At 51.9% G+C, this 15,177-nt stretch carries 12 protein-coding genes, 1 other RNA gene and 3 pseudogenes; 9 read left to right on the top strand and 7 right to left on the bottom strand.

Features of this window, described 5'->3' with window-relative positions; translation table 11 throughout:
* The 8 genes and pseudogenes from SOR61_RS02145 to SOR61_RS02180 form a co-directional block, all read left to right on the top strand.
* Nucleotides 1-1,043, top strand: a 1,043-nt coding sequence (locus tag SOR61_RS02145) for a VirD4-like conjugal transfer protein, CD1115 family (RefSeq protein ID WP_320611054.1), incomplete at its 5' end; no start/stop codon positions are given.
* Nucleotides 1,044-1,195: 152 nt separating this feature from the next.
* Nucleotides 1,196-1,324: pseudogene (locus tag SOR61_RS02150) on the top strand (Maff2 family mobile element protein); the annotation flags it as partial.
* Nucleotides 1,325-1,603: 279 nt separating this feature from the next.
* Nucleotides 1,604-1,888 carry an RNA polymerase sigma factor gene (locus SOR61_RS02155; RefSeq protein ID WP_320611123.1) on the top strand — a complete coding sequence of 95 codons (285 nt, stop codon included), beginning with the start codon at nucleotides 1,604-1,606 and terminating at the stop codon, nucleotides 1,886-1,888.
* 1 nt (nucleotide 1,889) lies between these two features.
* Entirely contained in the window at nucleotides 1,890-2,645 is a 756-nt protein-coding gene (locus SOR61_RS02160; RefSeq protein WP_320611055.1) for a hypothetical protein, read from the top strand.
* On the top strand, nucleotides 2,626-3,504 hold the full coding sequence (locus SOR61_RS02165) for an ABC transporter ATP-binding protein (protein WP_320611056.1): 879 nt from the start codon (nucleotides 2,626-2,628) through the stop codon (nucleotides 3,502-3,504). The genes SOR61_RS02160 and SOR61_RS02165 overlap by 20 nt, the downstream gene beginning before the upstream one ends.
* The gene (locus tag SOR61_RS02170; protein WP_320611057.1) at nucleotides 3,501-4,658 is read left to right on the top strand and encodes an ABC transporter permease; all 1,158 of its coding nucleotides are present in this window, start codon (nucleotides 3,501-3,503) and stop codon (nucleotides 4,656-4,658) included. Before SOR61_RS02165 ends, SOR61_RS02170 begins: the two co-directional genes overlap by 4 nt.
* A gap of 150 nt (nucleotides 4,659-4,808) precedes the next feature.
* Nucleotides 4,809-5,153 (top strand): annotated as a pseudogene (locus tag SOR61_RS02175) (D-alanyl-D-alanine carboxypeptidase family protein); the annotation flags it as partial.
* A 72-nt stretch (nucleotides 5,154-5,225) separates the two neighbouring features.
* Nucleotides 5,226-6,502 (top strand): annotated as a pseudogene (locus SOR61_RS02180) (acetyl-CoA hydrolase/transferase family protein).
* Nucleotides 6,503-6,627: 125 nt separating this feature from the next.
* On the opposite strand, the gene SOR61_RS02185 reads toward SOR61_RS02180, so the two are convergent.
* Genes SOR61_RS02185 through SOR61_RS02195 form a run of 3 tightly spaced genes read right to left on the bottom strand, consistent with a single transcriptional unit; the run spans nucleotide 6,628 to nucleotide 10,432 of the window.
* Nucleotides 6,628-7,659: an ABC transporter permease gene (locus SOR61_RS02185; protein ID WP_320611058.1), complete on the bottom strand. Its 1,032-nt coding sequence runs from the start codon at nucleotides 7,657-7,659 to the stop codon at nucleotides 6,628-6,630.
* Complete coding sequence (locus SOR61_RS02190; RefSeq protein WP_320611059.1) at nucleotides 7,656-8,888, bottom strand: ABC transporter permease; 1,233 nt, start codon at nucleotides 8,886-8,888, stop codon at nucleotides 7,656-7,658. The genes SOR61_RS02185 and SOR61_RS02190 overlap by 4 nt, the downstream gene beginning before the upstream one ends.
* Nucleotides 8,885-10,432 (bottom strand): ABC transporter ATP-binding protein, encoded by a 1,548-nt coding sequence (locus SOR61_RS02195; protein WP_320611060.1) that lies wholly within the window; start codon nucleotides 10,430-10,432, stop codon nucleotides 8,885-8,887. Before SOR61_RS02195 ends, SOR61_RS02190 begins: the two co-directional genes overlap by 4 nt.
* A 259-nt stretch (nucleotides 10,433-10,691) precedes the next feature.
* On the opposite strand from SOR61_RS02195, the gene SOR61_RS02200 reads away from it, so the two are divergent.
* On the top strand, nucleotides 10,692-11,288 hold the full coding sequence (locus tag SOR61_RS02200; protein WP_320611061.1) for a uracil-DNA glycosylase: 597 nt from the start codon (nucleotides 10,692-10,694) through the stop codon (nucleotides 11,286-11,288).
* A gap of 68 nt (nucleotides 11,289-11,356) precedes the next feature.
* On the opposite strand, the gene SOR61_RS02205 is transcribed toward SOR61_RS02200, so the two are convergent.
* From SOR61_RS02205 to ffs, 4 genes are all read right to left on the bottom strand, one after another.
* On the bottom strand, nucleotides 11,357-12,313 hold the full coding sequence (locus tag SOR61_RS02205) for a 2-hydroxyacid dehydrogenase (RefSeq protein WP_320611062.1): 957 nt from the start codon (nucleotides 12,311-12,313) through the stop codon (nucleotides 11,357-11,359).
* Nucleotides 12,314-12,335: 22 nt separating this feature from the next.
* Nucleotides 12,336-12,704: a YbaB/EbfC family nucleoid-associated protein gene (locus tag SOR61_RS02210; protein ID WP_407066494.1), complete on the bottom strand. Its 369-nt coding sequence runs from the start codon at nucleotides 12,702-12,704 to the stop codon at nucleotides 12,336-12,338.
* A 39-nt stretch (nucleotides 12,705-12,743) separates the two neighbouring features.
* Nucleotides 12,744-14,483: a DNA polymerase III subunit gamma/tau gene (gene dnaX / locus SOR61_RS02215; protein ID WP_320611063.1), complete on the bottom strand. Its 1,740-nt coding sequence runs from the start codon at nucleotides 14,481-14,483 to the stop codon at nucleotides 12,744-12,746.
* 60 nt (nucleotides 14,484-14,543) lie between these two features.
* An RNA gene (gene ffs, locus SOR61_RS02220) (signal recognition particle sRNA large type) lies at nucleotides 14,544-14,808 on the bottom strand.
* Nucleotides 14,809-15,177 lie beyond the last annotated feature (369 nt).

Raw genomic sequence — 15,177 nt, forward strand, 5'->3', positions numbered from 1 at the left:
AACGCCTTTTCTACTCTGCATTGATCGGATATATCTTCTATGAAGCACCAGAGGAAGAAAAGAATTTTACCACGCTTCTTGAAATGATAAACGCATCGGAAGCCCGTGAAGATGACCCGGAATTTCAAAGCCCGGTTGACTTAATGTTTCAAAGATTGGAGGAAAAAGGCCCGGAGCATTTTGCGGTAAGGCAGTATAAGAAGTTTCTTCTTTCCGCCGGAAAAACAAGATCCTCAATCTTAATTTCCTGCGGTGCCCGTCTTGCCCCCTTTGACATCCGGGAGCTTAGAGAGCTACTTGAAAAGGATGAAATGGAGCTTGATACCATAGGGGATCGAAAAACGGCACTCTTTGTCATCATAAGCGATACAGACGACACCTTTAACTTTGTTGTATCAATTCTATACACCCAGCTTTTTAATCTTCTCTGTGATAAGGCGGATGACGTGTACGGAGGAAGGCTCCCCGTTCATGTTCGCTGCCTACTTGATGAGTTTGCAAATATCGGGCAGATCCCGAAGTTTGAAAAGCTGATTGCCACCATTAGAAGCCGTGAAATATCGGCTTCTATTATTTTGCAGTCCCAGTCCCAGCTGAAAGCCATATATAAGGAAAATGCGGACACCATTGTCGGAAACTGCGACAGCTTCCTCTTTCTTGGAGGAAAAGAAAAGACAACTCTAAAGGAAGTATCGGAAATACTGGGAAAGGAAACCATCGACAGCTTTAACACCTCTGAAACAAGAGGACGGGAATTATCTCACGGACTGAACTACCAAAAGCTTGGGAAAGAGCTTATGACGCAGGATGAAATCGCGGTTATGGACGGCGGAAAGTGCATCCTGCAAATCAGAGGCGTAAGACCGTTCTTTTCGGATAAATACGATATTACAGCCCACCCTAATTACAAATACCTTTCCGACTATGACAAGAAAAACTCTTTTGATGCAGAAAGGTATATAAAGCGCCGTCCCGCAGTCGTAAGAAAAAATGAAGTTTTTGACTACTACGAAATCGACGGGGAAAAATTAGCGGAAGAATAAAAGAAGGAGAAAAAAGTTTGATATATAAGACAGCAGTATATAGAGCGCGGGCACCTGACGCCTGAATGCTTATCCGCCGAAGCAGGCGGTTTTTTTAATAAGGAAAAATAAAAACTATGTGTAGCCGCACAGGCGGCAGAAAGGATGAATCTATGGCATTTTTTAATTCAGCAGTTGGAGTATTACAGACACTTGTTATCGCACTTGGCGCAGGTCTTGGAATCTGGGGCATCGTAAACCTTTTGGAAGGATATGGGAACGACAATCCCGGCGCAAATGCTTGTGTATGGTAAAGAAGCAGACAACAAAAAAGATAGGCAGAAAGCCTCGCTATTCCGTAAAACGAGGGGAAATAAGCAGCATAGTAAGACGACCGTTTGCACCATTATGTTATTATGACGTGACGAATGATTAAACCGCAGAGAAAAGATACATTCAACTTTTTTGAAACAGCACTATCTTTTTCAAGCTCTCCATTGTTATACATTATAGAGCCGAGCTTTTCAGGGCAGAAAGTAGGGATCGCGTGGATACAGATTTCAAACTGAATCGCCGGGAATCTGTGTAAAAACTATTACCGGCAGCCCAGAGGTCAACCACTTGATTCCATCGGAGAGGAGACTCTATCTGTAAGTCCGGAAGATGCTTTATCCACACAAATCACAGTTCGTATGTGCCTTGATCGACTGTCAGAGGAATTTCGGGAGGTGATTATCTTGTACTACTATCAGGATTTGCGGCAGACCGAAATTGCCGATGTGTTGGGAATTGGGCTGCCGCTTGTGAAGTACCGGCTGAAAAAAGCAAAAGAGCAACTCGAAAAAATGTTGAGAACGGAGGGATAGCATGGATATAGAAAAGTTGCTTAATGAAGAGCGTTTTGAGGTCGTTGCTGACGAGGCGGAAATCCAAACCGTTATTCAGAAAGCAAAAATGGCCTTTTTGGAAAGCGAAAGTAAACAGCTTCTTTCCTACCATGAGTTTATCTGGAATCAGCTTCGCATGATCCGCAAGAGGTGGTGGGCGATTCAATTTGCCGTTTTATATTTGGCGTGGCTGTTTCTTTCGACGGAAAATGAGGTGTTTTATTTACGTCGGGGGATGGGTGTGTTTGCTGCCTTGTTTGCGATTATTTTGATCCCGGAATTATGGAGGAATTTGACAAACCGCTGTATGGAAGTTGAAATTGCTTCCTACTATTCCCTGCATCAGATTTATGCGGCAAGAATATTTTTGTTTGGCGCTGTGGATGTACTGTTGTTGACGGCATTTATTGGCGGCGCACATCACTTTCTTAGCATTGCATTGACGGACCTTGTTACACAATTTCTGCTACCTGTGGTCGTGACTGCCTGCATTTGCTTCGTGGTTCTCGGCAAGCAACACCGTAACGGATGGCTTGCAATAGGGCTTTGTGTATTGTGGAGCGGTGTTTGGTGGGCGATTGCCGCTAACGATCAGTTGTACTCTGCAATAACGATCCCGATCTGGCTGACTGTCTTTGTCTTTGCTTTCCTATTCCTGGCGTTTGCGATCTATCGCCTATTGAAAAACTGTGACAAATACATGGAGGTGAATCTAAATGGAGCTGTCTTTGAATAATCTGACAAAACAATATGACACCCTCACGGCAGTAAAAGACCTGAATCTTACCATGACGAGCGGCGTCTATGGCCTGCTGGGTGTAAACGGGGCAGGGAAAACGACATTGATGCGTATGATCTGTACCTTAATCCGGCCATCACAAGGAAACATTACTTGTGATGGGAAAGACATCTTTGAAATGGAAGGTGATTATCGGCGTCAGTTGGGGTATCTTCCGCAGGACTTCGGATATTACCCTGACCTGACCGTATTAGATTACATGATGTACATTGCATCCATAAAGGGATTGCGGCCAGCATTTGCAAAAAGTCGGACAGACAGCCTTTTGGAACAGGTCAGCATGAAAAAGGCGTCCAAAATGAAGATGCGTAAGCTGTCTGGCGGTATGCTGCGGCGCGTCGGCATTGCACAGGCGATGTTGAACGATCCTAAAATTTTGATTCTGGACGAGCCAACCGCCGGGCTTGACCCGAATGAAAGAATCCGTTTCAGAAATCTTATCAGCGAGCTTGCCGATGATAGATTGGTCTTGCTGTCAACACATATCGTTTCCGATGTGGAGTTTATCGCAAACGAAATCATCCTGATGAACAAAGGTGAGTTTTTCTTTACCGGGACAGCAGAGGACATTGTTTCCTCTATCGGGAAAGAAGTATGGACGTGTGAGGTTCCCCGGCCGGATGTGGATGAATACCTGAAACGATACCTGGTAGCTAACGTAAAAACGGCTCCCCAAGGTGCCGAGCTCCGTATTCTCTCAGATCGTCCTCCTGTGCCGGATGCGCGGCAGGAGCAAGCCACTCTGGAAGATGCGTTTCTATTCTATTTTGGTGAGAAAGCAGGTGAAACAGAATGATGCTGAAATATGAACTGAAGAAAGTCCTGAACAAGCGGATGAATCGCATGTTGCTTGCTGCTGCTATGCTGCTGATGGTTGTTTTCAGCATTTTTGCGATTGGTAGTTTTCGTGCTCTTGATGCTGACGGCGAAACCGTGACCGGCTTCTCCGCCGCTCGCATTATGGTTGAGGACAAAAACCGCTGGAAAGGAGAACTGACGCCGGAAGTAATTGAAAAGAGTGTGGAAAGCAGACGGGCTGACGATTGGCAATCCACCTCTGACATCATTTATTCGACCAGCAGAATGTTGGTTGGTGAATTTAGTGACCTTGATGATTACGAGGCCATCCTTTCCGCCAATCCAGCGCAGATCGCCTCGATCTATGACACTTACCGTGATAACCTGCGGGCAATGAGTGAGGAGTATGGAGATACGCCAGAGAAACAGGCGTTTCTGATGGAACAGTATGAAAAAATCGATACACCTTTTACCTATGAGGCATACGATTCCTGGGATACGATGCTAATGTATGCCACAAATTGCGGCCTCATTCTGATTATTGTCATTAGCTTTATAACTGCTGGCATTTTTGCGGAGGAGTTTCAGTACAAGGCCGACGCCGTGTTTTTTTCCACGAGATATGGGAGAAGTAAAGCGGTGCATGCGAAAATCCGCGCTGGCCTAATCATTGCGACGCTTGTTTACGGAATTGGTATTGGCCTGCTCTCCGCAATTTCATTCGGTGTTTTGGGCACCAGCGGTGCATCCGCTGCATATCAGTTTTCTCAGCCGTATGCCATTTATTCCGTCACTTTTGGCCAGATGTACGGCATTCTCGTTTTGGGTGGATACATCGCCAGTTTGCTTGCCGCCTCTGTATCCATGCTGATTGCCTCAAAAACAAAGACGATGAGCATCGCCATCATTGCCCCGGCTATTCTGTTTTATGTCTCCCCGTTTGTCGGGCGGGCTTTGCCCTTCCATACCTTTTTCAGCTTGACGCCGGATCAGTTGATGAACATCGTAAACTGCGCCCGTATCCCATACATATATCAAGTTGGGAGCCTCGTTTTCCGGCAGATTCCGTTCATTATTGTCTTTTATGCTGTTATAGCTGTTGCTTTTCTTCCGCTGGTGTACCGAAACTACCACAAGTTGCTTTTGAAATAGGAGAACAAAATGAGATACCGAAAGAAATGGCGATTGCCGCTGCTTCTGCTGCTCTTGATACTCGTTATCGCGTTCTTTTCGATCAAAGCAGTTGTGCAGGAATACCCTCTTGATTATACCAGTGTTTTCAACATCCATCATACGGCGGATGAATCAAGAGGGTGGAATCTCATTCTTGTAAATCGGGATAACTATATTCCGAAGAATTACGAAGTTGAATTGACAACATTATCAAATGGCGAACAAGTAGACTCACGGATATATCCTGATTTACAGGCTATGTTCGATGATGCCAGGGCCGCAGGGCTGCAACTCTTTGTACGAGATGGATACCGCACACAGGAAGAACAACAGGAGATTCTTGACGAAAAGATAGAGGCATACCGAAACGAAGGATATTCCAGAAACGAGGCTGAAAAGCTGGCGAAAGAATGGGTGGCTATTCCGGGAACAAGCGAACACCAGCTTGGTCTTGCAGTTGATATTAACGCAGATACTTCCCTCCCGCTATACTGCAAGAAGAGTTCGGCGGGTTGTTCCGCCAGAGAAACGGGAAGGAGTATCGTTATGGCAAAATTCGTTACCGCTCAAGAGGCAGTCCAAGCGATTCACTCTGGCGATCGAGTGGCGTTAGCGCATAGTGTAGGGGAACCACAGGCTTTGGTTAACGCGATGTTAGACAACTGCCAGGCATATCAAAATGTGGAGATCTGCCACATGCTGGCTTTGGGGCCTTGCAAATACACCCAGCCGGAAATGGCCGGCCATTTTTGGCACAACTCTCTCTTTGCCGGACCAGGAAGCCGAAAGGCGGTCAACCAGGGGCGAGCAGATTATACGCCCAACTTGTTTGGGGAGTCGCCCCGTCTGTTTATGGAAGGGTATCTTCCCATCGATGTGGCGCTCATTACCCTCTCTCCTCCCGATGAACGGGGATACTGTTCCTATGGCGTAACGGTAGACTATACAAAGTGCATCACAGAGTGCGCCAAACTGGTGATTGCCCAAATCAATCGCCACATGCCCCGTACATACGGCGATACGCTGGTCCATATTGACGATATCGACCTGGCGGTGGAGTGTGATGAGCCTCTCTTCCAGCGTCCCATTCTTCCGGTCGGTCCTATTGAAGAGCAAATCGGCCGCTATTGTGCCAGCCTTATCGAGGATGGATCTGTGATCCAGCTGGGGATTGGTAGCATTCCGGATGCCATCCTTCATTTTTTAGGGGATAAAAATGACTTGGGTGTTCATTCGGAGATGTTGTGTGACGGTGCGCTGGGGCTTCTCAAAGCAGGGAATATCAACAACAGCCGTAAGCAAATTAACAAAGGAGTCTCTGTGGTAACCTATCTCTACGGGCAAAAGGAACTGTATGAGTATGCTCACTTAAATCCAAAGTTACAGATTTTTCCGGTCAATTACGTGAATGATCCCCGAGTTATCGGCCAGAACGATCATGTTGTCTCGGTCAATTCCGCTTTGAGTGTGGATCTGATCGGCCAAGTGGCTGCGGACTCCCTGAGCGCAGACCAGATTTTCAGCGGAGCAGGCGGCTTTGTAGACTTTGTACGGGGCGCTTCCTTTTCTAAGGGAGGAAAGTCCATTGTTGCAATACCCTCTACGGCTATGGGAGGCAAAATCTCCCGCATTGTCGAGCAGTTTGATGCTGGACGTCCAGTGACCCTGTCTCGCTTTGAAACGCACTATGTTGTGACGGAATATGGCATTGCGCAGCTGCGTGGTAAAACGCTTCAGCCAGAGCACTCATCGAGATTTCTCATCCAGACTTCCAAGATGAATTGAAAGAAGTCTATTCCAGGAGATTCCATGAATCGTATTAACTGTGTTTTTCAAACAGTACGCCTGGTCGTTTTGATCACAGCGCACTGTTTTCTTTATAAACCACAAAAACAAGGTTGCTGTGAAAGCTTCACAGCAGCCTTGTTGGATAAAACGATAGGGCAGGTCAGCGGGTACTTTTGTCGTAAGGAATGCCTTCTGCCTTGGGGGCGCGGGAACTCTTAGAGGTAAACGCAAGGACCACCAGCGTAATGAGATAGGGCAGCATCCGATAGAAATGGGGGCTGACGCCGATCTCTGCCAGCCAGTAGATACCGTCACCATTGATATCAATGCTGGCGTAGCTGGCGGCGATGCACTTGAACATACCAAAGAGCAGGGACGCCCCTGCGATGTTCAGGGGTTTCCAGTTACCGAAGATCATGACGGCCAGGGCCAAGAAGCCGAAGCCTGCTACGTCGCCGTTGGCGCTGCAGTTGGCAGTGGTCAGAGCATACACAAAGCCGCCCATGCCTGCCAGCGCACCGGAAATGGTGGTGCCTGCATAACGCATTTTATAGACGTTGATGCCCAGGGAGTCTGCGGCCTGGGGGTTTTCACCGCAGGAACGCATCCGAAGGCCGAACCGGGTTTTATACAGGATGATCGAGAGGATAATAAACAGGATCATACAGATATAGGTAGCCAGGTAGACCTTATGGAGGAAGGTGTTGCCCAGGAAGCCCAGGTCCGCCGTGCGGTCAAATCCAAGGGTGGATTTTTTGATCATAAACCAGCTGGCGGAGTCTCCGCTGGCCATCTGCAGGGTGTTCTGGTTGGCGATCATTCGGATGAAGAAGAGCACCAGCGCAGGGGCCATCAGGTTCAAGGCGGTGCCGCCGATGGTCTGGTCAGCCCGCAGATTCACAGAGGCGAAAGAGAGCAGCAGGGAGAAAATAGCGCCCATCACCGCCGCTACCAGCATGGCCATAAGCTCCAATCCCTGCAGGGTCATCCAGTCTCCGCTGGACGCTGCCATGGAGAAGAGTTCTGTTCCCTGCATGGTTCGCACGAACAGGACACCGATGAAGGCGCCGAAGATCATGATACCTTCCAGGGCCAGGTTGATGATACCGCTTCGCTCTGCAAAGACGCCGGCGAGGGCCACGATCATCAAAGGAATGGCATAGATCAGAGTTTGCTGAATCAGGAATGTCATGCGTCCTCGCCTCCTTTCTCGTCCTTGGGTTCTTCTGTGTGCGCTGCAGCGGCTGCGTTCTTCTCCTTCCGCTTTTTCCGCCCGGTGATGAACATCTTGATCACCAGAGAGAACGCACTCAGATAGACGATGGTTGCGATGATAACATCCGTGATATATTCATTGTAGGCAGTGAGGTTGGTCAGCTGCATACCGGCCACGTCCAGCATGGACATAAAGCAGCCGGTGAAGATGACGCCGATGGGATTGCTGATAGCCAGCAGCGCCACCGGGATGCCGTTGAATCCGATCACCGGGAGAGACTGATAGGTGGACCAGAAAAACTCGGTGTTGCCGGAGAGATAATACAAGGAAGCACCTGCTGCGGACAGCGCGCCTGCAAGGGCCATGGAAAGCACGATATTTCTCTTGTCATGGATACCGGCGTACCGGGCGGCGTGACGGTTGGCGCCGCAGGCCTTCAGCTGATAACCGAAGGTGGTCTTATTCATGATCACAAACATAACGATGGCAATGACGATCGCGATGATGATGCCCATATTCACCTGAGAATTGGGGAAAAGCTTGTCCAGGCCCATTTTGGGCGTTGCCACCCCGTTAAAGGTAGTTTTATAAATGTAACCGGACTTGGTGTTCTCCACCACGTTTTTGAAATTACTGATGTCGAACATCCAAGTGACCAGGTTGGCGGCCAGCCAGTTGGTCATAATACAGGCCAGCACCTCATTGATGTTGAGGAAGGCCTTAAGCAGACCAGGGATGGCGCCCCACAGAGCGCCTGCCAGACAGCCGCCCAAGAAGGCGATGATCCAGATGAGAGCGGGCGGGACCACTTCGGAGGGGATACCCAGGGCCAGCATCAGGGTCGCCATGGTGCCCATCAGGTACTGACCGGGAGCCCCGATGTTGAACAGGCCGGTCTTAAAAGCCACTGCCACAGACAGACCGGTCATGATCAGAGGCGCAGCCCGGAAGAGCATGTTGCCAATGTTTGTGGGATTAAAACCAAAGGTGAGCTGCCCTGCGGCGTCCCGCCCGGTGCTGAAGATGCCGCCCAAAATGATACGGATCCCATCCCATGCACCGGAAAGGGAAATGTCAGCGCTGGAAAATCCAACGATCAGCACGATCACACAGCCCACCAAAAGGCCAACCAGGATGGAGAGGATCGAGGCGAGCACAGAGCGGGCGCCTTCCTTTTCCATCAGCTTAAAGAAACGCTGTCTCATGCCTGTGCCTCCTCCTTTCTCTCCCGTTTGGCGCCGGACATATACAGGCCCAGCTCCTGAATGGTGGTTTTCTTGGGGTCCAGCTCTGCCACGATCTCCCCTTCGTACATCACAAGGATCCGGTCCGAAAGGCTCATGACCTCGTCCAGCTCCAGAGAAACCAGGAGAACGGCCTTGCCCTTATCCCGCTCTGACACCAGCTGACCATGGATGTATTCAATGGCGCCGACGTCCAGACCACGGGTGGGCTGGACTGCCACGATGAGGGGCTTGTCCCGGTCCACTTCCCGGGCAATGATAGCCTTTTGCTGGTTGCCGCCGGACATGCTGCGGGCCACAGTGATGGGACCCTGGCCGCTTCTCACGTCGTACTGCTCAATGAGCCGCTGAGAGTAGGCACGCACGGCGTCTTTCTTAATGAACCCCATTTTCTGGAATGCAGGGTCCTGGAATTTCTGGAGCACCATGTTTTGTTCCAGGGTAAAGTCCAGAACCAGGCCATGCTTATGACGGTCTTCGGGGATGTAGCCCATATATCCCAGCCGATGATTGATGGAGGCATGGGAAATCTCCTGACCGCAAAGTTGGATGCTGCCGCCAGAGCATTTTTCCAGACCGGTCAGACCGTAGATCAGGTCGCTCTGACCGTTTCCGTCGATACCAGCCAGACAGACGATCTCCCCGGCGCGCACGGTAAAGCTGACGCTCCGCACTGCGTCTGTTTTATGGAGCCGGGAGGGAACCGTCATATTTTCTACGCGCAGGACCACGTCGCTGGGCTTGGCCTCGTCTTTTTTCACTTCCAGCTGCACAGGCCGTCCCACCATCATGTTGGACAGGGCCTGCTTATCGGTGTCCTTGGTCTCGACCGTACCCACGTACCGGCCTTTCCGCAGGGCGGTGACGCGGTCAGCCACCGACATGATTTCGTTGAGCTTATGGGAGATGAACAGGATGGACTTCCCCTCTTTGGTGAGGTTCTTCATGATCTGCATCAGTTCATCGATTTCCTGGGGGGTCAGCACTGCGGTGGGCTCGTCAAAGATCAGGATCTCATTGTCCCGGTAGAGCATTTTCAAAATCTCGACCCGCTGCTGCATACCCACGGTGATATCCTCCACCTTGGCATCCAGGTCTACCTTCAGGCCGTAGTGCTCTGAGAGCTCCAGAATTTTCTTTCTGGCCTCTTTCTTCCGCAGGAACCCAAACTTCGTCGTCTCTGCGCCCAAAATGATATTATCCAGCACGGAAAACACTTCGATCAATTTAAAGTGCTGGTGGACCATACCGATTCCCAGCGCAGTTGCATCATTGGGATTGTGGATGGTTACGGTTTTTCCGTTCTTGCGGATCTCGCCAGCCTCCGGCTGATACATGCCAAACAGAACTGACATCAGCGTCGATTTTCCAGCGCCGTTTTCCCCCAGCAATGCGTGGATCTCTCCCTGTCGCAGCTGTAGGGTAATGTCATCGTTGGCTTTGATGCCTGGAAACTCCTTGGTTATGTGAAGCATCTCGATCACATACTGCGGAGTATTGTCCATGCCATCACCTGCTTTCCTCTCTATTTTGGTCATAATGAACCAATTTTCAGGACTATTATACAGGCAGAGACAAACTGTTGCAAGATTTCCTAAGATTTACACTGGATTCTCAAAAAAATTTGAGCCCGATCCCCTGATATCGACTATCCTTTCGGGATATCGCCCCCCGGAGAAAGGAGTTAGCGTTGTCTTTCTTTCCTTCCCCTGTTATAATAAACAAAAGAAAAATTAAAATCATCCGGAAAGGAGGAATGAGGGTATGGTATCCTGGGAAGAGCTGGAGGCCATCTGTCAGCAGTGCCGCAACTGCGCCCTGGCAGAGACCCGACACAACGTGGTCTTTGGCGTAGGCAGCCGCCAGGCAGATGTGCTTTTCATCGGAGAGGGCCCGGGAGAGCAGGAGGATCTGCAAGGGGAGCCCTTTGTGGGCCCTGCGGGGAAACTGCTGGATGTGATGCTGGAGGTCATCGACCTGAACCGTGAACGGGTCTACATTGCCAACATCGTTAAATGCCGTCCACCCAGAAACCGGGACCCACTCAACGTAGAGCAGGACGCCTGTATTCGCTATCTGAGGACACAAACCGCCCTTCTTCGCCCCAAAATCATCGTCTGTCTGGGCCGCATTGCCGCCATGCGCATCATCGACAAGGATTTCCGCATTACCAAACAGCACGGTCAGTGGTTCGAGCGGGCCGGGGTCCACATGATGGCCATGTACCACCCCTCTGCCCTTCTCCGGGACCCCTCCAAGCGGCCGGATACCTTCCTGGATCTAAAATCTCTTCAGGCAAAAATTCAGGAACTCTGTCCCGAAACCTTTCTCCCGAATCCCTTTCCCGAAATGGCTCCATAAAAAGACAAAAAATTCTCCGGTCTGATGAACTATCATCAGACCGGAGAATTTTTTCTTCCAATCCTTTGTTACAGTTTGCATACGTTTTCCGGCGCGCCTTCCAAGTAGGCGTCCAGGTTCCGGAACACGATTTCTGCCCGGCGCAGCATACTTTCGTCGGTGGCGAAAGCAATGTGAGGGGTGAGGACGGTGTTCTTTGCATGGAGCAGCGGGTAATCCTCGGGAATAGGCGGCTCCATGTCAAAGACGTCGATGCCAGCACCGGCGATCTTCCCCTGGTTCAGGGCATCGGCCAGGGCCTTGTTGTCCACGATGGCGCCCCGTGCTACGTTCAGCAGCAGAGCAGTGGGCTTCATCCGGTCAATGAGCTCCCTGGAAATCATGCCCTTCGTCTCGCCGTTGTTGGGGACGTGTACAGACACGATGTCGCTCTGCTCCATGAGTTCTTCCAGAGAGATGTAGGTAACCCCCATCTCCTGCACGTCCTTCCGCACCGTCCGGGAATACGCGATGACGCGGGCGCCAAAGGCCTGAAACAGTTTGGCGGTCATGATGCCAATGGCGCCGGTCCCGATGATGCCTACGGTCTTTCCACCAATCTCCCGGCCGCGAAGCGCGGCACCGGTCCAACTGCTGCGGGTCACGCTGTCGCACTGGGGAACAAAGCGCAGGCAGGAAATAGCAAGGCCGATGGCCAGCTCTGCTACGCACTGGGTAGAGTACCCTGCTGCGTTGCACACCATGACCCCTTTTTCCTTGCAGGCGTCCAGGCCTACATGGTCAATGCCAGTGAAGGCTACGTCCAGCATTTTCAGGTTGGGTGCACCCAGGACCACAGAGGCAGGGTACGGGGTGTTGGCGATCACGGCAATGTCGCTGTCTCCGGTCCGGCGGAGGAGTTCTTCCGGGTCAACAGTCTTGGTATCATAGGCTGTAAACTGATGTCCCTTGTCCTCCAGCTTTTTCTGATATTCTGCCAGTACAGAGGCGGGAATGCCCAGAGGCTCCAATAAGGTGATTTTCATTGCTCGCACCACTCCTTTTAAATTAGAAGGGAAGATTCATCCCGCTGGTGATCTTTCCCATGCTGGCGCTCATGTCGTCCATAGCAGCCCGGATGGCCTCATTGACCGCTGCGATCACCATGTCCTGCAGCATCTCCACATCATCGGGATCCACTGCCTCAGGATCGATGGTGAGGGCTTTCAGGGTGTGCTTGCCGTCCACGGTAGCAGAAACCACACCGCCGCCAGCGGTGGCCGTGTACTCCTTCTCCTGGAGCTCTGCCTGGGTCTTCTCCATATCTGCCTGCATCTTCTGCGCCTGCTTGATCATGTCCATGTTCAGGCCGGGCATACCCATGCCCATCTTTCCACCCTTTCGTCCCATGGGGGGACGTCCGTAACCTTTTGCCATATGAATGACTCCTTTCCACTTGTAAGATCGGTTGGATCCTTATTTCACTTCAATATTTCCAAATTTCTGCCCCAGCGCCATGAGGTCTGAGAAATGATCCTCCTGCTGCGGGGGTGTTTCAGGCTTAACTTCTGGCCGGCCGATTTGGAATACTACCCGGCGTTTCTCCCCTGTGAGCGTCTGTGCTGCCTGTTCCAGCATGGCTGGAGTGTCCCCCCGGCTGAGGAAGCTCTTGGTCAGTTCCGAATCCACCCAGATGGTCAAGGTTTTTTCCTCAAAGGTTCCTGTCACCGACTCGGGTTTGTGAAGGAAGGAATGGACCATAGGGGGAAGAGCGGGCAGATGGGCCAAAAGGTCCTGCCATTGGCCGCGGCTGCCCTGGGCAGAAGCAACCGGCGTTCTGGCCACAGGCTGCTGCTGCGGTGCCTGTCTGGGAACCGGTGTCTGCTCCACAGGAGGAGCGGGTTGGGGTTCTGGGTCAAGATCCCAGGGAGGCAGATCCTCTTCTTCCGGGGGAGGAAGCTCTTCCCAGGGAGGCGCTTCCTCTGGCGCAGGCGCTGGTGACGCTTCTGTCACAGGCGCCGGTCTGGGTTCTGCTGTTTGGGGTGCGGGCTCTGCCGGCCTTATCGAAACGCCCTGTGCAGCGGCTTCTTCCAGACGGCTGATGCGGGCGGATAGCCCTTCCGGCGTATCTGAGAGGGTCCGGTCACACAGACGAATGACGCAGAGTTCTGCGTCCAGCCGACGGCTGCTGCTGCGGTAAAGGTCCGCCTGGGCGCTTTGCAGAATGGTCAGCATCTGGACCAGCTCTGCGCTGGTAAACTGGGAGAGCAGTGGGCGCAGAGATCGTTCCTCGTAGCCGCCCATAAGAAGGCCGTGGCCACCCTCCGGCGCGGTCTTTCGGATGAGAAGGTCCCGCACCAGGGAAGAAAGTTCCCCCAAGAAGGCGCCCATATCCTTTCCGTCCCGATACAGGGCATCCAATTCGGCCAGTGCACCTGCGGTATCCTCCCGGCCGATGCACTGCATGATCGCCAGCGTCTTTCGGTTTCCCGCCAGACCCAATACATCCAAAACCACTTCTTCGGTAAGGTCTCCCTCCGCGCCGCTGCACTGGTCCAGCAGAGAGAGGCCATCCCGCAGACCGCCGTCGGCCAGCCGGGCCAGCAGTTCTGCTGCCGGTACCGTGAGGGAGATCCCCTCCTGCTCTGCCACATAGCCCAGCCGCCCCGCAATGGTTTTGGGGGTGATCCGCTTAAACGCAAACTGCTGGCACCGGGACTTGATGGTAGCCGGGACCTTATGCAGCTCTGTGGTGGCCAGGATGAACATAAGATGGGCAGGGGGCTCCTCCAGGATTTTCAGGAGGGCGTTGAAGGCTGGGGTAGAGAGCATATGGACCTCGTCTACAATATAAACTCTCTTTCTTACCGCAGCCGGTGTGTAGACCGCTTCCTCCCGGAGGGCTCGGATCTGGTCCACGCCATTGTTGGAAGCGGCGTCCAGTTCCACCACATCCAGGATGGCTCCGCTTTCGATGCCCTGGCAGGAGGGACAGCAGTTACAGGGGTTGCCGTCTACGGGGTGTTCGCAGTTTACCGCCCTGGCCAGGATCTTGGCGCAGGTGGTCTTTCCGGTTCCCCTGGTTCCGGTAAAAAGGTATGCGTGTGAGAGACGCCTTGCGGCGACCTGTCGCTTGAGGGTATCTGTAATGTGGGCCTGTCCCACCACGTCGTCAAAGGTGCGGGGACGCCACTTTCGATAGAGTGCCTGGTACAACCGCCTGTCTCCTTTCCGATAAAACAATAGTCTGCCGAACCCTTTCGGCATCCGGCAGGACCGCACACCGGTCTTTGAAGGACCTCTCATTTCTGTCTCACCAGCAGCCAGCTCAAAACCGGCAGACCTGCGGCACACGCGGCGTTCTGCTTAGTGCTGCTCGGTTCCCCGCCTGACACGGTTCACAGTGCTGCGTTGCGCAGGACCGATTCATCATCACCGCTTACTGGCAACTAACGAAACAAGAGGCCTCCGGGGACCGGGATTCATCCCTGCTACAGCGGATTGCAGGCAGAGGGCACCGCTATCTCCCCGACTAGTGCGGCCATGCCCGACACCGACTATAGTATCCGGCAGACTGTTTTCTTATCATACAACATTTTTCCGAAATAATCAAGAATGGATTCCGGGAAATCCCACTGTTTTCCTTGTAATTTTTTCCAGGCATCTTTTCCTGCACATATTCTCCCCCTTCCTGCATAGACTGGTTTGGATAGCGCAACGGAAGAAAGGAGGTCAACGCCATGACCGATACTGTGTCCTATCCCCTTCCGATCCCCTCTTCGGAGCCGCAGGATCTGGACGATTTTATTTTTCGCTGGGAGTCCGACGTTCCTTCCACCAGCAGCCGCTGAGGGAAACAATCGTCGGTTTTCCCGGCGTTTTCCCTTTACAGGGAGGAAAAAATCGGATA

Origin of the sequence: Evtepia sp., assembly GCF_034090835.1 — a bacterium.
GTDB lineage: Bacteria > Bacillota > Clostridia > Oscillospirales > Oscillospiraceae > Evtepia.